Consider the following 23,820-nt stretch of genomic DNA (forward strand, 5'->3'; position numbering starts at 1 on the left):
TACCATAAGGCAAGCACTCAAATACCTGTTTGCGAGGTTACTATTAAACTGTAGGCTTCGACGCCGGGATGTGGTTTTGACACCGATAAGCAATAAATGAAAAGCGGCTTTGGTGGGCATACTCGCCTGGAGCGCGGCCGTCAGAATTCAGCCGGCTGGGGAAGCCTCGGTGGTGCCAGGCATCGTGTTTGAATTTGGAGGAGGCGTGCATGACAAACACGGAGACGGAGCTAGCCGCCATAAGAGCGATGCTGGCTTCTGGCCAGAGGCCAGCGGACCTTGCTGGTCGTCGGCAGAGACTGGATGACCTGGGCGCGCGCTACGAGATACCCGCGGACGTCGTTGTGGAGCCGGTGGATGCAGGTGGGGTAAAGGCAGAATGGACAACCACGCCGGCCGCGGACCCGACGCGGGTGATCATGTTTCTACATGGCGGCGGTTACATTTCCGGATCAATCAAGAGCCACCGGCATATGATCGCGCAAGCGGGGCGGGAGGCCGGCACGCGCACGCTGGCACTGGGCTACCGCCTGGCGCCCGAACATCCATTTCCGGCGGCGCTGGAAGATGCGCTGAACGGGTACCGGTTCCTGCTGTCGCGAGGTTTTTTGCCGGAAAATATCGTCATTGCCGGGGAAAGCGCTGGCGGCGGGTTGACGATCGCCACGCTGGTTTCATTGCGTGAGGCGGGCATGGCCCTGCCTGCCTGCGCATGGTGCAGTTCACCCTGGGCGGATCTGGAAATGTCGGGTGACACGATGCAAACCAAAGCTGCGGTGGACCCGCTGATCCAGGGGCCGTACCTGCATGAACTGGCAACGGCGTATCTGAACGGTCTCAATCCACGCATGCCAATGGTGTCGCCGATTCATGCGGATTTACGTGGCTTGCCGCCCTTGCTGATTCAGGTCGGGTCCGACGAGACATTATTGGATGATGCGCTCCGGCTGGCCGGCGTTGCCGCGACGGCAAATGTACGGACGACGTTGCAGGTCTGGCCGCATATGATCCATGCCTGGCACTTGTTTTACGCGCAGCTTGCGGATGGCCGCCGGGCGCTGGCGGAGGTCGGAGCCTTTGTGCGTGCCAATATGAGCTGAACGCACCAGTAGCGCGGCGCGCAATTTGGTACCGATTAGCAAGCCATTTGGCACCAAATTCCAAGCACAAAAACACTGATTTGAGACAGCGGGCGCAAAGCTGAAGCGGTGCCAAATTGCGCACCGCGCTACAAGAACGGTGAGCCTTGCATGACCAAACGCAGAGAAATGGGGTTTCCGGGCGCATTTCCGGGCGCACCGAAAAAATTAGAATTTAGCTAACCCATTGAAAAATATGGTCGGAGTGAGAGGATTCGAACCTCCGACCCCCTCGTCCCGAACGAGGTGCGCTACCAGGCTGCGCTACACTCCGAAGCCTTTTGCTGTATAATATTGCGCAGAATGCAGCGCAAGCAAACTTTCAGACTGTGAAATGCATTTTATGTTTCTTCCCGCGTTGCCAGATACCCAACAAGGCGTTATAGGAACCTCCGCCCGGGCAATCGGGCTTTTGGGGCGTAGCCAAGCGGTAAGGCAGCGGTTTTTGGTACCGCCATCCCCTGGTTCGAATCCAGGCGCCCCAGCCATGCCGGCCCCCGTCAATAAGAGGCTGTCCTGCATGCTCAATCCCCAGCCGTTCCACCTTACAATTGTTGTCGCCATGGCCGCCCGTAACCGGGTTATCGGACTGGACGGTCAAATGCCCTGGCATGTTTCCGGTGATCTGAAGCACTACCGCGCGCTGACGATGGGAAAGCCGATGATCATGGGGCGCAAAACGCTGCAATCCATCGGCCGGATTCTGGATGGGCGTGACACAATTGTGCTGAGCCGCTCTGACACCCCTGTCATGCCCGGGGCATTGCAGGCGCAAACGCCGCAACAGGCATTGGAACTGGCCAAACAATGCGCCCGCAGCCGTTCTGCCAGCGAAATCATCATCGCAGGCGGCGCGGAGATCTATCGGATTTTTCTGCCTGTCGTGTCCCGAATCGAATTGACGCGAATCGACGTTGAACCGGCAGGCGATGCATTCTTCCCCGAACTGCCGGACACTGAGTGGAAGACTGACGAACTGACGCCGATGCAACGAGGCCCACGCGACAGTGCGCCAGCCGAATTTGTGACTTTGACACGCCGCATACCACTTGTGGTAGAATAGTGTGGCAGCTTTCTGCTGCAAATCCTATTAATCCCGCATTTGTGCTTTGCTGAACGCCAGTCGCTCATTGAACGGGCTTGACGCAGTTCCTATAAGGAACATCAGTGTCGGATAATTCGCCGCAAATGATGCGGTGGTCCATGAGTGGAAGGAAATACATGCCCTGGAGCAATCAAACGGGGAGCGGCGGTCGGAAAGGCGGCGGCGGAAATGGCGGCGGTCCTTGGGGGCAGGGGCCTCAGCCTCCAAGACCCGGTGGCAGCGGTTCGCCCGATCTTGAGGAAATTTTGCGCCGTGGTCAGGACAGGCTGCGCCGCGCCATTCCAGGTGGTGGCAATGGCGGCGGAAGCGCCGGCGGCATAGGTGGTGTTGCCATTGGTGCGCTGGTTGTCATCGGCCTTGCCGCTGTGTGGGCAATGAACGCCATCCACGTCGTGGAACCGGGCGAAAACGGCGTTAAGGTTTTTCTCGGAAAACCGCGTGAAGAGCTTTCCCCGCCAGGCCTGCATGTGACCATGTGGCCGCTGGAAAGCTTTGAAACGGTGCCTGCGGTGGAAAACCGCCTGCAGATTGGCAGCACTTCGGCCAACGATACGTCCGGGCTCATGCTTTCGGGCGACCAGAACATCGTGGACGTGAAGTTCTCTGTTCTTTCCTATGTGTCCGACCCGCAAGCCTATCTTTTCAAGGTAGATGATGCTCCTGGCATGCTGCGCCACGTTTCGGAAAGCGCCATGCGCGAAGTTGTTGGCCGCAATCCAGTGGACGATCTGTTCCGCGATGATCGTGCAGCCATTGCTGAAATGGTGCGCAATATCATTCAGCAGACGCTGAACAATTACGGCGCCGGAATCACCATCAACGCAGTTTCCATTGAGGAAACGGCACCGCCGACCCAGGTTGCAAGCGCCTTTGAAGAAGTGCAGCGCGCAACACAGGATCAGGGCCGCTTCGTTGATGAGGCCAATATCTACCGCAACCAGCAGCTTGGCCGGGCGCGCGGTGAGGCAGCGCAGATCAACGAAGATTCCATTGCCTATAAAAACCGCGTTATTCAGGAGGCCGTGGGTGAATCGCAGCGCTTCTCTGCGATTTTGCAGGAATATGAGCGCGCTCCGGACATTACACGCCGTCGCCTGTACCTTGAAACTCTGGAAGGCGTCATGCGCAATTCCAACAAGGTCATCACAGACGATGCGGCCGGTGGCAACGGTGTCGTGCCTTATCTTCCGTTGACAGAACTGGACAGATTGCGCGCTGCGCCGCGCCAGACAGATGGTGAGACGCCGAACGCACCGGCTGGCACCAACGCCGCACAGGGAAATAACTGATGAGCAACCGTTTTTACGCCGCAATCGCGACGATCGCGGTGATCGTAATCTTTGTGTGGAATTCGGCCTTCGTGGTTTCCGAACGTCAGCAGGCGCTGGTCTTGCGCTTTGGTGAAATTCAGCGGGTTATCAGCGAGCCGGGCCTTTACTTCAAACTGCCATTTGGCTTTGCGCAGGCTGACAATGTGCAGCTTCTGCCAAACCGTCTCTTACGCTCGGATCTGAACAATCTGCGCGTTCAGGTTTCTGGCGGTGCGTTTTATGACGTGGACGCTTTCATGGTGTACCGCATTGAAGATCCTGCTCTGTTCCGCCGCGGTGTTCGTGGTGGTCAGCTGGACGAGGCGGAGCGCCTGTTGCTGACGCGCTTTGATTCGGCAATTCGTGCAACATATGGTCGCCGCAGCTTCTCAGCAGCGCTTTCAGATGAACGTGCGTCGATGATGGTTGAAGTGCGCGATCAGGTTCGCCCGGAAGCACAACGTCTGGGAATCGACCTGATTGACGTTCGGATCGGAAGAACCGACCTGACGCCGGAAATTTCCGAACGCACTTACGAGCGTATGGCGGCAGAACGTCTGGCAGAGGCCGAGCGTTTGCGCGCGGACGGTCAGGTTCGGGCACGCACAGTGCGCGCCACAGCCGATCGTGAAGCATCGGAAACAGTTGCCGCAGCCCGCCGCGACGCTGCTATCCTGCAGGGTGAGGGCGAGGCGGAACGCAACGCAACCTTTGCCGCAGCGTTTGGACAGAACCCGGAATTCTTTGAATTCTATCGGTCAATGCAGGCCTATAAAACGGCGCTTGATGGCACCGGAACCACCATGGTTCTTTCGCCAACTTCCGAGTTTTTCCGGTATTTCAATACTGACAACGCCAACATGGCAGCGCCATCGGTGCCCACCAGTGCAGCACCTGCGGTGCCCGCTGCCGGGGCCAACTGACGTAGAAGCCGTCTGAGGACTTTGCGTCGGAAACTGCCTTGAACCAAATAAAGACGCTTTCACCCTGCAGAAACGGGTGAAAGTGTCTTTGATTCCGGTATCAGCATTCCACGCAAAGGACCCAGACCGAATGGCTTCTGTTCTTCACCGATCCGGATCTGTGTCAAAGCAACTCCGAAGCGGTTTTGCCTCCTGGAAAATGCTGGTTGCCCTTATGGCCGCCTTGCCATTTTTTGCCATTGCGCCGCTGGCCGCGCAGGGCGTTATTCCTCCGCCTGCCGAAGGCCAGCAGATTGCACCGCAGCGCCCACCGGCAAATGGTGAAGCGGCTGGCACCTACAATCCATTGCGCAGCCATGGCGGACCCGGTTCCGTTGCAGACGTGGCGGATCCATTGCTGGACGCGGTGGTGAACATTTCCACTTCGCAGCGAGTGGACCGGTCTTCAGCACAAGTGCCTGAGCTTTCCGCTCCTCCAGGTTCTCCACTGCAGGAATTTTTTGACGAGCTTCTGAAAGGAGACGGCAATCAGGGCGCTCGTCGCGTTCAGTCACTCGGCTCCGGATTTGTGATCGACCCTTCAGGAATTATTGTCACAAACCAGCACGTTATCAGCGATGCGGATGAAATCACCGCCAATTTTGCCGATGGTTCATCATTGCCTGCGACCCTTGTTGGATCAGACCTGAAAACCGACATTGCCGTGTTGAAAGTTGAGCCGTCCAGACCGCTTGCGTCTGTGGATTTTGGCGACAGCGATACTGTGCGAATTGGCGATTGGGTGATGGCAATTGGCAACCCTTTCGGTTTGGGCGGTACTGTCACCCTTGGCATTGTCTCCGCTCGCGGTCGCAACATCAATGCCGGCCCGTACGACAACTTCATCCAGACAGATGCCGCCATCAACCGCGGCAATAGCGGCGGGCCATTGTTCGACATGGATGGCAAGGTCGTTGGTATCAATACCGCGATCATCTCCCCCACAGGAGGGTCAATCGGCATTGGCTTTGCCATACCTTCACTGATGGCAGAGGCGGTCATCGGCCAACTGCGTGAGTTTGGTGAAACGCGCCGTGGCTGGCTTGGCTTGCGTCTGCAGGAAGTGACCGAGGAAATTGCACAGGGTCTGGGTTTGCCCAACGAGGACGGCGCCCTTGTCATGGGCATTATTCCCAAAGGACCGACTGATATTGGTCAGATCGAGATTGGCGATGTGATTGTGCGTTTCGACGGCCGGCGTGTGCCCACATCCCGCGATCTGCCACGAATGGTGGCTGAAACCGAAGTTGGCAAGCGGGTGGTGCTGGACATTCTGCGCAAGCCTGATCTGGAAACCCCAGCCACCGAGCTGAAGGTGGAAATCGAGCTGGGGCGGCTTGAAGACGGCGAAAAGTCTTTGCAGACCACCGAAGAAGATCGTGAAGGTTCAGAACCAGCCGGCGAACCTGAAGCAGCAGAAGCACAACCCGGTCTGACCCTTGGGATGTGGTTTGCAGATATGTCTGACGAGCTGCGCACCCGCTACGGGCTGGAAGAAAGTGTCACTGGTGTTGTTGTAACTGAAGTGGACCCGCAATCTGCCGCCGCTGAAAAAGGTATTGAAGCTGGTATGGTTATCAGCCGGGTGGGGCAGGAGCCTGTGTCGACCGGGGATGAACTTCGGGAAAAGCTGTTGAAGCAGCACGCGGATGGCCGCCGCAACGCACTGTTGCTGGTGGCATCCAGCAATGGCGATTTGCGGCTTGTTGTGGTGCCTTTGGATTAAAGCATTGTCTTGGCGTTGGAACGAAGTCGTTTCAACGAGAAATGCTTAGAGCGATTCCTCTGATCTTCGATCATCCGGAACGCTCTAATTCTTTGTTCTGTCGCATTGTCTTGCGGTTGAAACGAGATCGTTTCAACGAGAAATGCTTAGAGCGTTTCCTCTGATCTTCGATCCTCCGGAACGCTCTAATTCTTTGTTCTGTCGCATTGTCTTGCCGTTGAAAACGAAATCGTTTCAACGAGAAATGCTTTGGACACTATCCAGCTGCAAAGTCGCGTGCGCTGTAACCTTGCAGAAACAGCAGCGCAGTCAAATCTCCGTAATTGATGCGATGCTGCGCCTGAGCAGCAACCGCAGGCTTGGCGTGCAATGCCACGCCCGTGCCAGCGGCCAAAATCATGGGCAGATCATTGGCACCATCGCCCACCGCAATCGCATCTTCCACCGTCAGGCCATTGGCTTTGGCTATCTCGTGCAGTGCGCTCAGTTTGGCGTCGGCTCCCAAAATCGGCTCCGCCACCGTTCCGTCCAGCCTGTCTCCGTCAACGTTTAGCTGATTGGCGCGATTTTCCTGGAAGCCCAAGCGCTCTGCAATAACGCTCGTGAATGCAGTGAAACCACCGGAAACAAGCGCCGTGTATGCGCCGCTGGCCCGCATTGTCGCCACCAGTTCACGCCCGCCGGCAGCCATTGTGATACGGTTGGCAATAACGTCGCCAATTTTGCTTGATGGCAGATCTTTTAACAAAGCCACGCGCTTGCGAAGCGCGGGTTCAAAGGCAATCTCGCCATTCATCGCATGTGCGGTGATGGCCGCCACCTGATCCTTGATACCAATTTCTGCCGCCAGTTCGTCGATGCACTCCTGGTCAATCATGGTGGAGTCCATGTCCGCAATGAGAATGGATTTCCGCCGCCCTTTAACCGGCTGGATAATGCAGTCCACCGCTTCACCCAGCGCCAGGCGTTGCAATCTTTCGATCACTTCCGGCGTGGGGGCCTCTTCCGTCACGAGGTCGCAAGCGGTATCAGCTTCCAGCCAGAACAATTGCGCTTCGCCAATGATGTCTTGTGCATCTTCGGCCAGAATGCGTGAAACTCTGGGGTCATTGCGTGCCGAGATCAACGTAATCACATACATTCCGAAAGCCCAACCATAACGATATGAAACAGATTGATGCAGTTCTGATAGCCGGGCCTACCGCCAGCGGCAAGTCGAAGCTGGCGCTGGAACTGGCACTGGCGCATGACGGAGTTGTGATCAATGCAGATTCCATACAGGTCTATGCGGGCTTGCGGATTCTGACAGCGCGCCCTTCGCCAGATGAAATGCAGGGAATTTCTCATCGTCTCTACGGCCATGCTGACCCCACGCAGCCTTATTCAACTGGAATATGGCTGCGACAGGCGGCAGACGAGCTTGAATCGGTGCTGACCAGCGGAAAACTGCCCATTTTTGTTGGCGGGACCGGGCTTTATTTCCGCGCTTTGACCCAGGGTCTGGATGACATGCCGGAAATTCCTGCCGAGCTGCGCCAGGACCTGCGTGATCAAATGGCTGAAAGAGGGCCTGCGGCTCTGCATCAGGAACTTTTGCTTCTGGACGCTGTTGCCGCGCAACGCATCAAAGCCAGCGACAGTCAGCGAATTTTGCGGGCACTGGAACTGATCAGAACAAGCGGCAAGGCTTTGGACACCCTTCAGGCCGGTGCGGGACGAGCCCTGCTTTCCGGCAGGCATTTGCGCAAAATTGTTCTGGTACCGGAACGTGCCGTGCTCAGGCAGCGCATAGCCGTGCGCTTTGAACGGATGATGCAGGAAGGTGCCATGCAGGAGGCGCTGGATTTTGCCGCTGTTCCCGGCGCTATGGATCACTCTGCCGCGCTGGCAATTGGTGTTCGGGAAATGCTGGCGCATGCGCGCGGCGAAACGAGGCTGGAACAGGCCGTGCAACTGGCGATAACCCGGACAAGGCAATATGCGAAGCGGCAGGAAACGTGGTTTCGCAACCAGTTTGATGAGAGCTGGGAACGCATGGTGACATGACGTAAAATCGCTCTGGTTGGAAGCAGTCCTGCATTTTACCCGATGTGATTGAAAAAACGGTGTTGACTGACCTCAAACATGGGCATATCGTCTCGCTCCATGAAGACAAATGTACTCATTCTCGTACGAAGGCGCACACGCGAGGCGGTATAGACCGTCCGGCTGATGCCACGTGTGCGCGAAAGACAGGCCCCTCGAAGGGCCTTTTTTATTGCCCTGATTTCTGGAAAAACGAAGCGCCCGAACAACCGACCGTTCGCCAACAAAGAGCAGACAGCTATGGACGACATGACAACCAACCCGCAGATCCGCAAAATGACCGGAGCCGAAATGGTGGTTCAAGCCATGAAGGACCATGGGGTGGAGCATCTGTTCGGATATCCCGGCGGCGCGGTGCTGCCGATTTACGACGCCCTGTTTCAGCAGAGCAGCGTTGAGCATATTCTGGTGCGACACGAGCAGGGCGCCGGGCATGCGGCAGAGGGCTACGCGCGTTCAACCGGCAAGGTTGGCGTCATGCTGGTCACATCCGGGCCGGGGGCAACCAATGCGGTAACGCCATTGCAGGATGCGTTGATGGACTCCATCCCGCTGGTTTGTATTTCCGGTCAGGTTCCCACGACCCTGATTGGCTCTGATGGTTTTCAGGAGTGCGATACGGTTGGCATCACCCGCCCCTGCACCAAGCACAACTGGTTGGTCAAGAATGTGGAAGATCTCGCCGAGATCCTGCATGAGGCTTTTCATGTCGCAACATCCGGCCGGCCTGGCCCGGTTGTCGTTGACATTCCCAAGGACGTGCAGTTTGCAACCGGAACCTACATTCCGCCGCAGATGAGCCGTGCGAAAGAGCGCTACCAACCACGAGTTGAGGCTGACCGGCGGCGCATCCATGCTGCTGTTGAAATGCTGGCAAATGCGCGAAGGCCGGTTCTATACACCGGTGGCGGTGTTATCAATTCCGGACCGGAAGCTTCCAAACTGCTGCGCGAACTGGTGGCATTGACCGGTTTTCCCATCACATCCACTTTGATGGGCTTGGGGGCATATCCGGCATCAGGGGAAAACTGGCTGGGCATGCTGGGCATGCACGGCACCTATGAAGCCAATCTGGCAATGCATGATTGCGATGTCATGTTGTGCATCGGTGCCCGGTTTGATGACCGGATTACTGGTCGTCTGGATGCGTTTTCGCCCAATTCCAGAAAAATCCAGATCGATATTGATCCTTCCTCCATCAACAAGAATGTGCGTGTTGACCTGCCGATCATCGGTGATGTGACCCATGTTCTGCGAGAGATGATTGCCATCTGGAAGGAAACCAAGGCCCGTTCCGACGCAAAGGCGCTGGGCGAGTGGCAGGAGCAGATTGCGCGCTGGAAAGCCCGCAACTGCCTGGCATTCAAGCAGGAAGGCGACATCATCATGCCGCAGCACGCGGTGCGTCGGTTGTATGAGTTGACCAAGGACCGCAAGACCTACATCACCACGGAAGTTGGCCAGCATCAGATGTGGGCGGCGCAGTTCTACGGCTTTGAAGAACCCAATCGCTGGATGACATCCGGCGGGCTGGGCACCATGGGCTACGGCCTGCCTGCGGCGCTGGGCGTACAGATTGCGCATCCTGATGCGCTGGTGATCGACATTGCGGGCGATGCTTCCGTTCAGATGACGATGCAGGAAATGTCTGCCGCTGTTCAGTATGATGCGCCGATCAAGATCTTCATCCTCAACAACCAGTATATGGGCATGGTGCGTCAGTGGCAGCAATTGCTGCACGGCAACCGCCTGTCTCATTCCTATTCCGAGGCGCTGCCCGATTTCGTCAAAATGGCAGAAGCTTTTGGCGGAGTTGGTCTTCGCGTGGAAAAGGCCGGTGATCTGGATGGCGCAATTCAGGAAATGATTTCTGTTCGCCGCCCGGTGATTTTCGATTGCTGCGTTGCCAATCTTGCAAACTGCTTCCCGATGATTCCTTCCGGCAAGGCGCATAATGAAATGCTGTTGCCGGATGAAGCGACAGATGAAGCTGTTGCCAATGCCATTGACGCCAAGGGCAAGGCGTTGGTCTAAAGCATTTATCGCCGAAAAATCGCCATTGCCAATTTTGTTAACATTTCCGGGTTTTGTGAAGCTATGAACACTCCGCTACAACCGCCTGCCTCGGCTTACTTCTTCTCCGAGGAGAAAGAAAAAACCGAATCCCATACATTATCCATCGTGGTGGATAATGAGCCAGGCGTGTTGGCGCGGGTGATCGGCATGTTTTCCGGACGCGGCTACAATATTGAAAGCCTGACGGTTTCGGAAACCGAGCACACCAAGCACTTGTCTCGGATTACAATTGTGACGCGCGGCGCACCGCATGTGATTGAGCAACTGATCAGCCAGCTTGACCGAATTGTGCCTGTTCACCGGGTGGTTGACCTGACCCGGACCGCAGAAGGTTTGGGCGAAGATGGGCCAATCGAGCGGGAACTGGCATTGGTTAAGGTTGCAGGCCTGGGCGACAATCGCGTGGAGGCGCTGCGTCTTTCCGATGCATTCCGCGCCAAGGTGGTGGATTCCAATACCGGGCATTTCGTCTTTGAAATCACTGGCAAGAGCTCCAAGATTGAAAAATTCATCCAGATCATGGCTCCACTTGGGCTGGTTGAAGTTTGCCGCACCGGAGTGGCCGCGATGAGCCGCGGCACCGATCCTGTGATTGAGGACTAGAGGTTTCGTTTTAACGAAAAATACTCTGAGCGGAGAGACGAAGATGTCCTTCGATATGCTGCTGGCATTGTCGGGCTTTGCGCTGGCGTCCTCCATCACGCCGGGACCAAACAACATGATGCTTCTGGCCTCTGGCGTGAACTTCGGTTTTCGCCGGACGGTGCCGCACATCCTTGGTATTTCCGGTGGGTTTCTGGCCTTGCTGGTGGCAATCGGCTTGGGGCTGGGAACGTTGATCAAGGCCTATCCCGGGCTTGAACTGGCGATGAAGTTCGCCAGTGCGGCCTATCTGATTTATCTGGCCTGGAAAATTGCGTTTTCACACAGCCTTTCGCAGAGCGAGGCGGCCGCAAGGCCGCTGACATTCTGGCAGGCGGCGGCGTTCCAATGGGTGAACCCGAAGGCCTGGATGATCGCGCTGGCTGGCATGGCCGCATTTGTCACCGTGGACCGCCCGATGGTTTCCATGCTCATCGTGGCTGTGGTCTTCACGTTGATCAACATGCCGAGCGTGGCGGTCTGGGCCGGATTTGGCGTGGCACTCCGAGGGTTTCTGTCCAATCCGCTGCGCTTGCGCATCTTTAACATCACAATGGGGATTTTGCTGGTGGCAACAATCTGGTTGATCCTCGCATGACCTTGCGAATGCCGGCTTTTTCTGCGACGCGAAGCATATGAAATTTTCTCCCCAGCAAGATCAGGCGCTGATGCGAGTCGCCGAATGGCTCAAGCGCGGCGACCAGCCGGTGTTTCGCCTGTTTGGATACGCCGGAACCGGCAAAACCACGCTTGCCCGCTTTTTTGCCGAAGGTGTGGAGGGGCAGGTGCAGTTCGCCGCTTTTACCGGCAAGGCCGCGCAGGTGCTTCGCTCCAAAGGAGCAAAGAGCGCGCGCACAATCCACTCGTTGATTTACCGTCCGCGGGGAGAGGAGACCGTGGAGGATGAAACCACCGGTGTCTCACGGATATCACCCTCGTTCTCCCTCAACCGCCAGAGCCCGATTGCCAAGGCCAAACTGGTTATTATTGATGAATGCTCCATGGTGGATGAGGCGCTGGGGCGGGACCTTTTAAGCTTCGGCACGCCGGTTCTGGTTCTGGGAGATCCAGGCCAGTTGCCACCCGTTTCCGGCGGCGGCTTTTTCACCGAGGCGGAGCCGGATTTTCTGCTGACCGAGGTGCACCGGCAGGCGCGTGACAATCCGATTATCGACCTTGCCCTGAAGGTGAGGGAAGGCCAGGATATCGAGTTTGGTGATTATGGCACAGCCAGGGTTATCACCCGCAGACAGGTGGAGCAGGAAAGTGTTTTGGCCGCCGACCAAGTGCTTGTCGGCACCAACCGGACCCGGCGGCGCTACAATATGCGTCTGCGTGAGTTGAAGGGCTTTCAGGGTGATACGCCCATTTCCGGTGACAAGCTGGTCTGCTTGCGAAACGATCCGGCAAAAGGGCTGCTGAATGGCTCTCTCTGGCAGGTTATGACGGCATCCCGCGAAACGGTAAAGCCGGGAATCAACCTGATCATCCGCCCGGATGACGACGATGTTGACCAGGGGGCGGCCAAGATAAAGCTGCTGAAAGCGGCTTTCGAAGACCCGGACACTGAAATTCCGTGGGCGACAAAGAAGCGCTATGACGATTTCGACTATGGCTATGCGTTGACCGTTCACAAGGCGCAGGGCTCTCAATGGAACGACGTCATGTTGTTCGATGAAAGCTATGCCTTTCGTGATACCCGGGAACGCTGGTTATACACTGCGATTACCCGGGCGGCAGAGCGCCTGACAATTGTCAGATAGGTGAAGCGGATGACCGTGCTTTCGGTGAATATCAATGCTGTTGCCATGCTTCGCAACAGGCGCAACCTGCCATGGCCCAGCGTTAGCGGCATTGGCCGCATTGCCCTGAACGCAGGCGCCGCCGGGTTGACCGTGCATCCAAGGCCGGACCAGCGCCACATCCGCTTTTCTGATGTGCCGGAAATTCGTGCCATGATAGATGCCGAGTTTCCTGGTGCCGAGTTCAACATTGAGGGATATCCGACACCGGACTTTCTGGAACTGGCTTTGGCTGGCAGGGCGGATCAGGTCACGCTCGTGCCGGATGATCCGGCGCAGCCAACGTCTGACCATGGCTGGGATTTCGAGGCGGATTTTGATCTGCTCCAGCGCGTTGTCTCGCAGTTGAAAGCAGAAAATGTGCGTGTTTCGCTGTTTGCAAACCCGGATCCAAAGGGTTTCGAACTTGCGGCGGCGCTTGGTGCAGACCGGCTGGAACTGTACACCGGACCTTACGGCGCGACCCATTCGGATTCAGCCGCAGCAGAATCGGCGCTGGATGATCTGGAACGGGCGGGCAGGGCAGCGCTTGATCTGGGGCTGGCGCTCAATGCCGGGCATGATCTGACCGTTGCCAACCTGCCGCCACTGGTTCGACGCCTGCCGGAAATTGCAGAAGTGTCTATTGGCCATGCTTTAACCGCAGACGCGCTGGAGTTCGGCATGGGTCAGGCTGTTGCCCGCTTTTTGAAGGCTTTAAGTCTCAACGGTGTATGAGATTGTCTCCAGACCATCTCAGGGCCCTTCGACCACCAGAAGCGATCCAACGCCTTCTCTTGAAGCACTGTCTTGCCGTTGAAACCATTCCATACGAACGAGAAATGCTCTTGGGGCTTGCAGCCGATACCGGAAATGCGCTAGAGCGATAACCGTAACCAGCGTTACGGCGATAAGCCGGGCGAATTTCTAAAGGCGCATTGGTCTTTGACACCACGGCACGAAACAGAATGGAACGATCGGCAAGGCGAGGTGCTGGATGCAGCACTGGATTTGCTGGTTTCCACTGGTAAAGCACCGACCATGACAGATGTGGCACGTCAGGCAAGCTGCTCAAAAGAAACATTGTACAAGTGGTTCGGTGACCGTGACGGATTGCTGGCGGCTATGGTTCAGCGCCAGGCTTCAAAAGTGCGCGGCGTTTCACTTCAGCAGGCAGAGCTGGATCGCAAGTCGCTTTCTCTGTCGCTGGAAGTGTTTGCGCGTGACTGGCTGGCCGTCATTCATGGCGACAACTCTGTGGCCTTGAATCGTCTGGCCGTTGGGCAGGCTGGCTCGGGCAAGCATGGCCTGGGTGAAATCATGCTGGAAAACGGACCTTCTGCCGTGCGGCGGCGGGTTTCGGCCCTTTTGGAAAAGGGCCAGCGTCTTGACCTTTTGCAATTTGAAAGCCTGGATGCGGCTTTCGGTACGCTATTTGGTCTTGTCGTGCGCGATACGCAAATTCGGCTGCTTCTGGGCGAGCAACTCAAACCCAATGCTCAAGACATTGAGGCGGATGCCAAAGCGGCAGTCCGCCAGTTTTTGACACTATTCGGAACAACAGAAGTGCGGCTTTAGAAAGCCGGCACAGCCATATAATGGAGGGCAAATAATGCGCGTTTATTATGATCGGGATGCAGATCTCAATCTCATCAAATCCCGCAAGGTCGCGATTGTCGGTTATGGTAGCCAGGGCCGCGCCCATGCGCTGAACCTGAAGGACAGCGGTGCAAGAGAAGTTGCGGTTGCCTTGCGCGCCGGCTCCGCAACTGCACAAAAGGCCGAAGCCGACGGCTTCAAGGTCATGACTGTGGCGGAAGCTGCCGCATGGGCCGACCTTTTGATGATGGCTGCACCGGATGAGTTGCAGGCAGACATTTATCGTGACGAAATTGCCGGCAACATTCGTGATGGTGCCGCCATTGCGTTTGCACACGGCCTCAACGTGCATTTTGGCCTGATTGAGCCAAAGTCGAGCGTCGATGTGGTGATGATTGCGCCTAAGGGCCCAGGTCATACAGTGCGCGGTGAATACCAGAAGGGCGGCGGCGTTCCTTGCCTGGTCGCTGTTCACCAGAACGCTTCCGGCAATGCGCTTGAACTGGCGCTTTCCTATGCATGTGGCGTTGGCGGCGGCCGGTCCGGCATCATCGAGACCAACTTCAAGGAAGAGTGTGAGACCGATCTTTTCGGTGAACAGGTTGTGCTTTGCGGTGGTCTGGTAGAGCTGATCCGCGCTGGCTTCGAAACATTGGTCGAGGCCGGATACGCACCGGAAATGGCATATTTCGAGTGCTTGCATGAAGTGAAGCTGATTGTTGACCTGATTTATGAAGGCGGCATCGCCAACATGAACTACTCGATCTCCAACACAGCGGAATGGGGTGAGTATGTCAGCGGGCCACGCATCATCACTGCTGAAACCAAGGCTGAAATGAAGCGCGTGTTGCAGGACATTCAGTCAGGCCGGTTCACTTCGGAATGGATGCAGGAGTATCGCTCCGGTGCGGCTCGTTTCAAAGGCATTCGTCGTTTGAACGATACACACCAGATTGAAGAAGTTGGCGCTCGTCTTCGCGGCATGATGCCGTGGATCAAGTCCAACGCTCTGGTCGACAAAGACCGCAACTAGGATCGCCACTGTCAGGTTCTCACCTGACCGCTCACTGGTGAGCCTGTCCATCGAGACCCGCAGATCACACGATCTGCGGGTTTTTTGTTTTGCCGCCAGACGCGCAGTCGCATGGCCTTTTACTCTGCAACTCATCTTTTCCTGAACGGCGCAAGCCGGGGAAGGACAGATTTTTGCCGTGGATATTGCGTGAAAGTCCGCAGGGTTAAGGTGGGTGTAATTGATTCGAATAATTATATGCTGTATTTAATCATATAGATGTTCTCTGTTCAGTTTTAGAGAGTGATTTTTATGGCCATTGCATCCGAATTCAGCGCACCAGCACTTACAATTGAAGATGATAAGATTCGCGCCAGTGAAAGAGCCGCGTCCACTGCGGTCACTGTGGCGCATGAGGCCGCAGTCGCCGGAATGGTGTTGCTGCTGTATCGCGACGGAACCTTCGTAAAGCGCGTGACTATCGCAGAAGGTGAAACCAGCACGGCAACCACTTTGAGTGGTGCAGGCTGGGGCGCTGATGGTGTTCACATCTTCACGGCGCTGCTGGCGATGGCGGCGGATGAAACGGATGTAAGCCCGCCAAGCGCGGGTTTTTCTGTGCTGGTTGATTCGCTGGCGCCCGAGCGCCCGACAATGTGGAGCGTTGCGGGCGACGACAAGGTCAATGCGGCGGAGCTTGCTGCGGGTGCGACATTCGATGTCGACCATGAAGCTGCTGAAGCGGGAGCGAAACTTCGGATTTTCCGTGATGGCACTCTGGTCAAAACGGTTGATCTGGATGCGGCTGCCACCCGTTCGACAGTTACTCTGGAAGCACAGGAACTGGGCGCTGACGGCAGCTATCTTTACACTGTTCAAATGGTGGATGCCGCGGGCAATGAGGGTGCAATCAGCCGCGCGCGGACAGTCACGGTTGCTGCTCAATTGCCAGATGCTGTTGTGGTTGAAACTTATGCTCTCGACGATAAGGTCAATGCCAAGGAGGCGGCGTCCTCTACGCGTGTTGTCGTATCCCATCAGGAGGCGATGGCCAACTCTCTGCTTGAACTCCGGCGTGATGGTGAAGTTGTAAAAACCTTCACACTGCGCAAGGGGGCCACCTCCACAACCATGACTCTGCTTGCTGCAGATTGGGGCGCTGAGGGTGAGCACGAATTCGAAGTGCGAATGGTTGACGGTGCAGGCAATGCCGGTGCCTGGAGTGAGGCGAGAACAGTCCTTGTCGACAAAACTGCTCCGAACGCTCTGTCCGTTGTATCAATTGCCGAAGACGGACAGGTTGGTGCGGCTGAATGGGCTGCTGGCAGTGTCGTTTCGTTAAGCCATGATGCGGCGCCGGACGGCGCACAGATCGAGGTCTATCTCAATGGCAGGTTCTTGCGTTTCGTGGCGGTCGAGGCAGGTGAAACTGCAACAGCATTCAATCTGACAAGCGCTGACTGGCAGGCTGACGGAATTCACCGCTTCAAGGCGCGTCTGGTTGACAGCGCCGGCAATGCCGGTGTCTGGACAGACGAGGTTCGTGTAACTGTTGATACCCAGGGCCCGCCTGCGCCAATTGTCGCGGTCATCTCTGGCAATGACGCGGTGAATGCGGCGGAAAAAGCTGCCAATACGGCGCTGTCCATCCGCCACGAAGCCGCCAAGCTGGGCGCAAAGCTTGAAATCTATCGCGATGGTGCGTTGCTGCACACGGTGCAGCTTGCTGATCGGGCTACATCAACATCCGTTAATCTGACAGGCAATGACTGGGGCGATGATGGCGTGCGGGTGTTCACCGTGCGTATGGTGGACTCGGCCGGTAATGTGGGAGAGTTCAGTGCCGCGCGAGACGTGATTGTCGATGCCGGTGTGCCTGAAAAGGTAACGCTTTCAGCAATTTCCACCGATAACCGCATCAATGCGCTGGAAAAGGCCGCTCAGACTGCCATCACGATAACACACGAAGAAGCGGCGGCCGGCTCGCGTCTGGAAATCCAGCGGGACGGTGGAACGATCGCCTTTGTTGACGTTGCTGAAGGCGCAGAGTCCACCAGCATCAGCCTGACAGGTGTTCAGTGGGGAATGGACGGCGCGCGCGCATTCAAGGTGCGAATGATCGATGGTGCAGGCAATGTCGGTCAGTGGAGCGATGTGGCTTCGGTTCTGGTCGACACGCGCGCCCCAACTGCCGTAACGCTATCGGCTATATCCGGAAATGATGGCGTCAACGCTTCGGAACGGGAAGGCAATATCGAGGTTGCCATTCGGCATGAAGCCGCAAGCGAAGGCTCGTATCTCGAACTTTACCGGAATGACCAGTTTTGGAAGAGTCTGGCCGTTGCAACGGGCTCCGTCAGCAACGCAATCACACTGGTTGCGGAAGATTGGGGCGTGGATGGAAATTATGAGGTTAAGGCGCGCCTGGTGGATGGTGCTGGAAATGAAGGCGCATGGAGCCGTCCGCGCACTGTGTCTGTCGATTCCATCGCGCCCGATGCTGTAACTCTGTCGTCGGTTGCCGGTGACAATAAGGTCAATGCCGCTGAAAAATTTGCGACATCCGTGCTGACCGTTACGCACGAAGCAGCGTCGATTGGTTCGGTGCTCAAAGTCTTCCGGGATGGCGTTTTGTTAAAAACGATTTCTCCGGTGAGTGGAGCAACCACGACAGATATCAGCTTGCGCGGGACCGATTGGGGGCAGGATGGTGAACGCAAATTCACCGCACAACTGATCGATGGCGCCGGCAATGAAAGCGTTTTGAGCGGCGAGCGGATTGTGCTGGTCGATTCAGTCAACCTGACCCAGATGCTGACAGACGCCAAGAACACGGCCGGCGGCGGTGTTGATATTGATGTCCTGAACATCATGTTGATGGACTATTGGGGTCCGGCTGGTTCGGAGGAGGCCAGCCAGCCGGATATGGGTCGTTATGCCATCGACGTGGCACTGAAAGCTTTGGAAATCCTGGATAGCGTCGGCTACACAGATACCAAGCTTGGTCTATACGTCAAACCGGGTATCAACCAATACGGGCAGACGTTCACCTTGCAGGACGCCGCGCAGCTCTATGAGTTTGCCAAGGACAATCCGGATATTGCTTATGTTGGTCTGAACAGTCTGGCCAAGGATAGGCAGGGAACTCTGGGTGAAGCGACCCAGCAGGGCAGCGGTCTTACGCAAACAGACTGGCAGTTTTCCGGCATATTCGGAAATGTCTGATCCGATCTTCATCCGTCGTCGGCGATTCAGAACATCGCAGATGCACTGAACAAAAGCCCTGGCAGGATCATCGTCCTGCCGGGGCTTTGCATTTGGAACTCCGGTTTTGGAACCAGCAAAAGCAGAAGAGCCTGTGTCGCCTCCATGACAACGCGACATAGCCATGGCACTCGACAAGTCCGAGTGATTACAAGATCACCTGAAACGGGCTAAAGCGAGCGGATGGGGATGATCAGGCTGAAGCAGGTTGTGCCGTCGCTCTGGTGCATTTCAAGCGATCCGTCATGAGCTTTTGCAATTTCGCTGGCAATGAACAGTCCAAGCCCAAGCCCCTCGACTTTTTGGCTGGAGTCCGGGCGGACGAAAGGTTGGAACAGTTTTTGACGAAGTTCTTCCGGTATCTCGGCACCTTTGTTCCGAACCTGCAGGCAAAAGCGTGTTGTGTCCGAGTGGGCAGAAACGTGAATGGCACCATCCGCATCGCCATGCGTCAATGCGTTGGCCACCAGATTTGAAAGCAGTTGACCTATGCGGCTGGCGTCGCAACTGACCGGAACGTCAAGCTTGAACTCCGGCAGTATGGTCCGGCTTGGATGGACAACCCGAAACTCTTCAATAACCTGCTCAAGCACGGATTCCAGCGGCTTCGAGTCTGTAAGGTCAAGTTCAATTCCACCACCCAGCCGGCCGCGTGCAAAATCCAAAATATTGTCGATCAGACCGCTCATTCGAATGACGCTGCCTTGCACCAGCTCGACAATTTCCCTGTCTCTGGCTGCAAGGTCGCTGCGTGCAAGCAGGCGCGCGCCCGAATGGATCGAGGCAAGTGGATTTCTAAGATCATGCCCCAATATGGCAATGAACTGCTCCCGGAGCAGGCCGGTCTCACGTTCCTGCGCCAGTTTCGTTTCCGCAGTAAGGTAGCGTCGCTTGCTGTCGATGTGAAATCCGATCAGCTCCGCGAACAGATTGAACATGCCGAGAACTCCCGGCGTTTTCAAAGACACCGGCTTGCCGTGAAGAGCACACAGCGTTCCGAAAAAACTACCGTCCTCAAGCGTGATCGGCACAGATATATAGCTTCTGAACCCATACATACGCGGCGTGTGGTGATTGCAGTATTCGTTGTCCGTCTGAACGTCCTCAATAACGATAACGTCCCGGCTCTGCCGCACCTCGTTGCACAATGTGGTTTCAAGCGGCAGTTCACTGCCCGGTTTCAGGCCCAGACCAATACTGTCTTGTACAGCGCAGGCAATCCAGCGGGATTCCGTCACTCGTCCAACGGCCGCAGCGCCCATTCCCGTCATTCTGCACACCACGTCCAGCATAGCGGGAATTGCAGCTATTTCCTTTACAAGCTCTACGTCTGACTGAATGCCGTCTCTCACAAACCCCTCAAATTCTCACGTCTGACTGACCGATACGATGCCTCGTTTATTGGCAGGCAAATATAATTGGAATCATGTTCATAATGAGTGTTTGTGAAAAGATCACCGCCAGCAAAAAGCTGGCGGTAATGAAACTGAGTATGATGTCGGATTGAAAGCGAAAACCTAAAACTTTACCCGGAAACCAATATTGCCATCCAGAACATAGCTGTCGGCAAAGCTTTCCAGTGTGGTGCGGGCTGAAAGCTCACCATACAGCGAATAGCCATCCCCCCAATTATAGTCGCCGCCAAAGCCCAATCCGCCCCACAGCCGTTCCTGCCGGCTGGCAAGCTCGACATCGGCAACCGCAATGCGGGTCTCGCCAGTGAAGTCATAATAGATATTGGCGATTCCGTAGAGATTGAGAATCTGCAACTGGCCGTTGGCACCCTGCCACGCCTGCTGTTGATCGGCAGATACGCCAAGGCGACCCTGAAGATTGTCGCCGTCCAACCGCCGGACTGTCACACCGAAAGCGTCTTCAAAATCGTCGAAATCAACCGATGAGTAGATCAACTGGGCTTGCGGGGTAATGGTCCAGCTCTCATTGATGGGCAGCGCTTGCCCGGCTTCAACGCTGATCGCATAACCCATGCCATTATTGTTCGAAGCCTCAACCACGCCCAATGTGGTGGACGTGATGTTGCTGTCGAACCAGGTCACTTGCGCCTGGCCGTCCACATAGAAGCCCGACTGGTCGTACCAGGTTAAAGTTGCACCAAAGCCATAGCCATCCGTGTCAATCTTGCCATCGCCGTAGATGGACCAGATTTCGGAGTTGGCGCGGCCAAAATGCGCACTGGCACCTGCAACCAGACCGGACCCATTTTCCCGCTCGTGGACCAGACCATCAAATCCGACCTGCAGTCGGGCATAGTCCGTATCAAACCTGCTTCCGGTTGTCGAAACAGCGGGTTCAAAAGAGCCAGTGGATCCTTCGATCCGCCCCCATGCACCGGTCTTTTCAATCATATCGGCGGTTCTGGTTTCGCCAATGAGATTTTTGTCGAATGCGCGCGATGAAACATTGCCGGACCATAGGCGGCTGCCAACGCGCTGCTGCAAGGTGGGAAGCCGGTTCAAGGCGGCCATTGTCTGCGGGTAGGCCTCATAAAGCGGGGCACCCGGTTGATAAGCCGGTGTGCCTTCACCGGAAAGAAACAGCGAGCGCAGATACCAGTCGCCATCATCCGGCGTGGAAGGCGCCCCCTGATACAGGGAATAGGCATAAGCGCCACCTACGACAGCCAACTGGCCATCCGGTGTTACATAGTCAGCCAGCAGGCTGAAAGTTCCTGTCGAAGCGCCATCCACCTGCACGATGCGGATGCCTTCAACCGTTTGCCCGCCCGTGCCGCCAAGATTGATGACGCGAACAGAGGTTGAGCCGGAGGTGCTGCCGCTGACGATCAGAAGATCAGTCGGCGAACTATCGTCACCCAGCACGACTTCAGTTTCCAGAATGCCGCCATTGCCAATATAGTCGCCAAGAATTGTCAGCGTGCCAATGGAATTGCCCGGTGCAACTGTGCCAGCATTGGCCGTGGTGCCAACAAAGCCCAGCCCTTCAAGCCGACCGCCCGGCAGAACATCTATCGTACCACCGAGCGCGCCATTCACTGCCAGCGTGCCGCCATAAAGCGCACTCACGCCGGTAAATGCACTGGAATCCTGAAGCAGGAAGCTGCGGCCGGAATAGGTTTCAATGGTGCCACTGCCGGTTAGCCCACCGGGCAGTCCGGCGTCGAACACGTAGAACTGGTCAGTGTGGTTGAATGCCACCGTGGCATCGCCATCACCGAAACTCAGAACGGGTGCCGAAATATAGCCCGGAACCTCCGCTGCAGAACCTGCAGGTGCGCCAATGGCAAGTGTGCCGCTGGAACCCGCATCCGGTGCAATTATCACGGGCGTGGCTGACAGCAAACGTCCGCCATTGGCCAGAACCAAAGTGCCGCTTGCAGGGGAGGAGTCAGGGCTGGCCCCTATGTAAACATTGCCAGCGCTGACAATAGCGCCATTGTTAATCCCAAGCGTGCCATTAGCCGCGTAGATGTCTCCGGAAAAGCTGTTGGACGAAGTCAGGTCCAGGCGCCCCGGACCCTGCTGGACAATTACGCCCGAACCGGTGAGCGTGCCGCCATAAGATGCGCTGTCCGCGCGGTTGAATATCAACTGCGTGGTCACATCGACATTGCCGGCCAGCTCGCCCGAAGTGCCGCCGTCGCCAACCCGGAGTGTGCCATCCGTTACAAAAATCGTGCCAGTCTGGCTGTTGCTGCCCGTCAATACCAACTCGCCAAGGCCAATTTTGGCCAAATCTCCGGAGCCTGCAACAAGGCCCGCCTGGGTGAAAGCAGTTCCCGATGCAACGTCAATCGTCGCGCCGCTGGCCAGAATGGAGATCGCCCGGCTCATGCTGAGATCTGCGGTGGTCTGCAAGACACCGCCATTAAAGGTCAATGCACTGGAGGCTGCACCCAGATTGTCATCGGCGCTGATCTGCACTGTGCCGGACTCAATCAATGTTCCGCCGGTATATGTGTTGCTGCCGGAAAGTGTCAGCGTGCCAGTTCCCGTTTTGGTCAGGGAGCCGCCCACCAGAACCGGAGAGGTTGTTCCGGTAAAGACATTGAAGCTGTCGAGCAGAGGCGAAATGCCATCGGCAATCGAGCCCGAAATTGTTGTCGATGTGTCAAGGCCGCCCACCGTCAGATTGCTGGCACCCAGATAGACATTGCCGCCACCGGAAAGCGCGCCTACAGCCAGCGAACCGGTCTGTTCGCTGATATCGAGCTGGCCGTCAATTTCGTTGACGATCGCGGAGCCTGCGGCAGTTGAGCTGCCGGCAAAGCGCAAAAGAGCCAGATCATTGTTGAAAATGGCGGCGCTGCCGGTGGTGGAAGTGGCAAGAAAGCCGATCATGCCACCCGCACCGTTAACGACCGTGGCCGAGCTGGCGCTGCTTGAACCCAGAAAGAGAATCTGACTGCCATTCTGCGCACGAAGCACAGACGTGCTGGCGTCTGACGTGCCGTCAAAGAACATCCCGCCGTCGAGAAAAGGGCTGGTGCCACTGCCGAAAATGTTGAATTCGGCCCCGCCAGTGCTTGAGGCGCCATCCAACACAACGAATGTGCCAGGAATGCCGGGTATTGTTGAAGGCCCAGCGCCGGTCAAGTTAATGCTGCCGAGTGTCCCGACATTGGCATCAGAAACCAGAAGGCCGCCAGAACCCGAAATCGCAACTGAGTTTGCCGTTGCAGCCGGTGCAGATGTGATGGTGGCGCTGCCAGATGAAATGATGACATCATCCGTGCCCGTTGGAACGGCGGCCGGACTCCAGTTCAGCGGATCAAACCAGCTTCCACCATCCGGGCCAACCCAGGCAACCTGCGCTGCTGCCGGCCCGGTTAAGATTGCCAGTACCGATCCGGTCAGCAAAAGGCTGGAAATTCGCGTGTGAACGCTTGTTTTTTCAGTATGTGGTACGCCGGAAAAGCATTTGAAAATATACGCCACGCTAAAAACCTCCCGCAACATTACGAAAATAATATCAGAGGTTGTGATGCTGGTCGCATATGAACGTTAGTAGTAGGCGTGAAATGGTAAAAATTCAAAGCGGTGTTGCATTTCCAACATAGACTTGGCTGGCATGCGCGATTGTCACCTGAGCGCCAGTGCCGAGCTCAACGGCTGTTCAACCTATACTTATGATATCAGGG

Annotated in this window: 17 protein-coding genes and 2 tRNA genes; 15 read left to right on the forward strand and 4 right to left on the reverse strand. The window is 56.4% G+C overall.

Annotation, left to right across the window (positions count from 1 at the left end; genetic code table 11):
* Positions 1–209: 209 nt before the first annotated feature.
* Entirely contained in the window at positions 210–1,100 is an 891-nt protein-coding gene (locus FPY71_RS03785) for an alpha/beta hydrolase (RefSeq protein ID WP_149297765.1), read from the forward strand.
* Positions 1,101–1,336: 236 nt separating this feature from the next.
* Here the strand turns inward: FPY71_RS03785 and FPY71_RS03790 are convergent.
* Positions 1,337–1,413 (reverse strand) — tRNA-Pro (locus tag FPY71_RS03790).
* 139 nt (positions 1,414–1,552) lie between these two features.
* Between FPY71_RS03790 and FPY71_RS03795 the strand changes: the two genes are divergently transcribed.
* From FPY71_RS03795 to FPY71_RS03815, 5 genes are all read left to right on the forward strand, one after another.
* Positions 1,553–1,627: transfer RNA gene (locus FPY71_RS03795), tRNA-Gln, on the forward strand.
* Positions 1,628–1,659: 32 nt separating this feature from the next.
* Positions 1,660–2,202, forward strand: a complete 543-nt coding sequence (locus tag FPY71_RS03800; protein WP_149297767.1) for a dihydrofolate reductase — start codon at positions 1,660–1,662, stop codon at positions 2,200–2,202.
* A gap of 158 nt (positions 2,203–2,360) precedes the next feature.
* A complete protein-coding gene (gene hflK / locus FPY71_RS03805) occupies positions 2,361–3,533 on the forward strand; it encodes an FtsH protease activity modulator HflK (protein ID WP_149298663.1) in 1,173 nt (390 codons plus the stop codon).
* Positions 3,533–4,477: a protease modulator HflC gene (gene hflC / locus FPY71_RS03810; protein WP_149297769.1), complete on the forward strand. Its 945-nt coding sequence runs from the start codon at positions 3,533–3,535 to the stop codon at positions 4,475–4,477. Before hflK ends, hflC begins: the two co-directional genes overlap by 1 nt.
* Positions 4,478–4,607: 130 nt before the next feature.
* The gene (locus tag FPY71_RS03815) at positions 4,608–6,242 is read left to right on the forward strand and encodes a Do family serine endopeptidase (RefSeq protein WP_246160118.1); all 1,635 of its coding nucleotides are present in this window, start codon (positions 4,608–4,610) and stop codon (positions 6,240–6,242) included.
* Positions 6,243–6,498: 256 nt separating this feature from the next.
* Here FPY71_RS03815 and serB read toward each other — a convergent pair whose 3' ends face one another.
* Complete coding sequence (gene serB, locus FPY71_RS03820) at positions 6,499–7,383, reverse strand: phosphoserine phosphatase SerB (RefSeq protein ID WP_149297771.1); 885 nt, start codon at positions 7,381–7,383, stop codon at positions 6,499–6,501.
* A 23-nt stretch (positions 7,384–7,406) separates the two neighbouring features.
* Here serB and miaA point away from each other — a divergent pair, with 23 nt between their 5' ends.
* The 9 genes from miaA (at position 7,407) to FPY71_RS03865 (ending at position 18,662) form a co-directional block, all read left to right on the forward strand.
* On the forward strand, positions 7,407–8,288 hold the full coding sequence (gene miaA / locus FPY71_RS03825; RefSeq protein WP_149297773.1) for a tRNA (adenosine(37)-N6)-dimethylallyltransferase MiaA: 882 nt from the start codon (positions 7,407–7,409) through the stop codon (positions 8,286–8,288).
* A gap of 315 nt (positions 8,289–8,603) precedes the next feature.
* Positions 8,604–10,361: an acetolactate synthase 3 large subunit gene (locus FPY71_RS03830; protein ID WP_149298667.1), complete on the forward strand. Its 1,758-nt coding sequence runs from the start codon at positions 8,604–8,606 to the stop codon at positions 10,359–10,361.
* A 63-nt stretch (positions 10,362–10,424) separates the two neighbouring features.
* Positions 10,425–11,006 (forward strand): acetolactate synthase small subunit, encoded by a 582-nt coding sequence (gene ilvN, locus FPY71_RS03835; RefSeq protein ID WP_149297775.1) that lies wholly within the window; start codon positions 10,425–10,427, stop codon positions 11,004–11,006.
* 43 nt (positions 11,007–11,049) lie between these two features.
* A complete protein-coding gene (locus FPY71_RS03840; protein ID WP_149297777.1) occupies positions 11,050–11,643 on the forward strand; it encodes a LysE family translocator in 594 nt (197 codons plus the stop codon).
* 37 nt (positions 11,644–11,680) lie between these two features.
* A complete protein-coding gene (locus tag FPY71_RS03845; protein ID WP_149297779.1) occupies positions 11,681–12,808 on the forward strand; it encodes an ATP-dependent DNA helicase in 1,128 nt (375 codons plus the stop codon).
* Between the two features lie 9 nt (positions 12,809–12,817).
* Positions 12,818–13,564: a pyridoxine 5'-phosphate synthase gene (locus FPY71_RS03850; RefSeq protein ID WP_149297781.1), complete on the forward strand. Its 747-nt coding sequence runs from the start codon at positions 12,818–12,820 to the stop codon at positions 13,562–13,564.
* A gap of 207 nt (positions 13,565–13,771) precedes the next feature.
* Positions 13,772–14,404: a TetR/AcrR family transcriptional regulator C-terminal domain-containing protein gene (locus FPY71_RS03855; protein WP_149297783.1), complete on the forward strand. Its 633-nt coding sequence runs from the start codon at positions 13,772–13,774 to the stop codon at positions 14,402–14,404.
* A gap of 34 nt (positions 14,405–14,438) precedes the next feature.
* Positions 14,439–15,458 carry a ketol-acid reductoisomerase gene (gene ilvC / locus FPY71_RS03860; protein WP_149297785.1) on the forward strand — a complete coding sequence of 340 codons (1,020 nt, stop codon included), beginning with the start codon at positions 14,439–14,441 and terminating at the stop codon, positions 15,456–15,458.
* Between the two features lie 291 nt (positions 15,459–15,749).
* The gene (locus FPY71_RS03865) at positions 15,750–18,662 is read left to right on the forward strand and encodes a hypothetical protein (RefSeq protein ID WP_149297787.1); all 2,913 of its coding nucleotides are present in this window, start codon (positions 15,750–15,752) and stop codon (positions 18,660–18,662) included.
* 209 nt (positions 18,663–18,871) lie between these two features.
* On the opposite strand, the gene FPY71_RS03870 is transcribed toward FPY71_RS03865, so the two are convergent.
* The gene (locus tag FPY71_RS03870; protein ID WP_246160119.1) at positions 18,872–20,053 is read right to left on the reverse strand and encodes a GAF domain-containing sensor histidine kinase; all 1,182 of its coding nucleotides are present in this window, start codon (positions 20,051–20,053) and stop codon (positions 18,872–18,874) included.
* Between the two features lie 165 nt (positions 20,054–20,218).
* Positions 20,219–23,617 carry an autotransporter family protein gene (locus tag FPY71_RS03875; RefSeq protein ID WP_188052191.1) on the reverse strand — a complete coding sequence of 1,133 codons (3,399 nt, stop codon included), beginning with the start codon at positions 23,615–23,617 and terminating at the stop codon, positions 20,219–20,221.
* Positions 23,618–23,820 lie beyond the last annotated feature (203 nt).

It is taken from the genome of Aureimonas fodinaquatilis, from assembly GCF_008369445.1.
Lineage (GTDB): Bacteria > Pseudomonadota > Alphaproteobacteria > Rhizobiales > Rhizobiaceae > Aureimonas > Aureimonas fodinaquatilis.

What these genes read in the sequence shown, in the direction of transcription:
- FPY71_RS03785 (WP_149297765.1), top strand. Translation starts at nt 210, where the DNA reads ATGACAAACACGGAGACGGAGCTAGCCGCCATAAGAGCGATGCTGGCT.
- FPY71_RS03800 (WP_149297767.1), top strand. Translation starts at nt 1,660, where the DNA reads ATGCTCAATCCCCAGCCGTTCCACCTTACAATTGTTGTCGCCATGGCC.
- hflK (WP_149298663.1), top strand. Translation starts at nt 2,361, where the DNA reads ATGCCCTGGAGCAATCAAACGGGGAGCGGCGGTCGGAAAGGCGGCGGC.
- hflC (WP_149297769.1), top strand. Translation starts at nt 3,533, where the DNA reads ATGAGCAACCGTTTTTACGCCGCAATCGCGACGATCGCGGTGATCGTA.
- FPY71_RS03815 (WP_246160118.1), top strand. Translation starts at nt 4,608, where the DNA reads ATGGCTTCTGTTCTTCACCGATCCGGATCTGTGTCAAAGCAACTCCGA.
- serB (WP_149297771.1), bottom strand. Translation starts at nt 7,383, where the DNA reads ATGTATGTGATTACGTTGATCTCGGCACGCAATGACCCCAGAGTTTCA.
- miaA (WP_149297773.1), top strand. Translation starts at nt 7,407, where the DNA reads ATGAAACAGATTGATGCAGTTCTGATAGCCGGGCCTACCGCCAGCGGC.
- FPY71_RS03830 (WP_149298667.1), top strand. Translation starts at nt 8,604, where the DNA reads ATGACCGGAGCCGAAATGGTGGTTCAAGCCATGAAGGACCATGGGGTG.
- ilvN (WP_149297775.1), top strand. Translation starts at nt 10,425, where the DNA reads ATGAACACTCCGCTACAACCGCCTGCCTCGGCTTACTTCTTCTCCGAG.
- FPY71_RS03840 (WP_149297777.1), top strand. Translation starts at nt 11,050, where the DNA reads ATGTCCTTCGATATGCTGCTGGCATTGTCGGGCTTTGCGCTGGCGTCC.
- FPY71_RS03845 (WP_149297779.1), top strand. Translation starts at nt 11,681, where the DNA reads ATGAAATTTTCTCCCCAGCAAGATCAGGCGCTGATGCGAGTCGCCGAA.
- FPY71_RS03850 (WP_149297781.1), top strand. Translation starts at nt 12,818, where the DNA reads ATGACCGTGCTTTCGGTGAATATCAATGCTGTTGCCATGCTTCGCAAC.
- ilvC (WP_149297785.1), top strand. Translation starts at nt 14,439, where the DNA reads ATGCGCGTTTATTATGATCGGGATGCAGATCTCAATCTCATCAAATCC.
- FPY71_RS03865 (WP_149297787.1), top strand. Translation starts at nt 15,750, where the DNA reads ATGGCCATTGCATCCGAATTCAGCGCACCAGCACTTACAATTGAAGAT.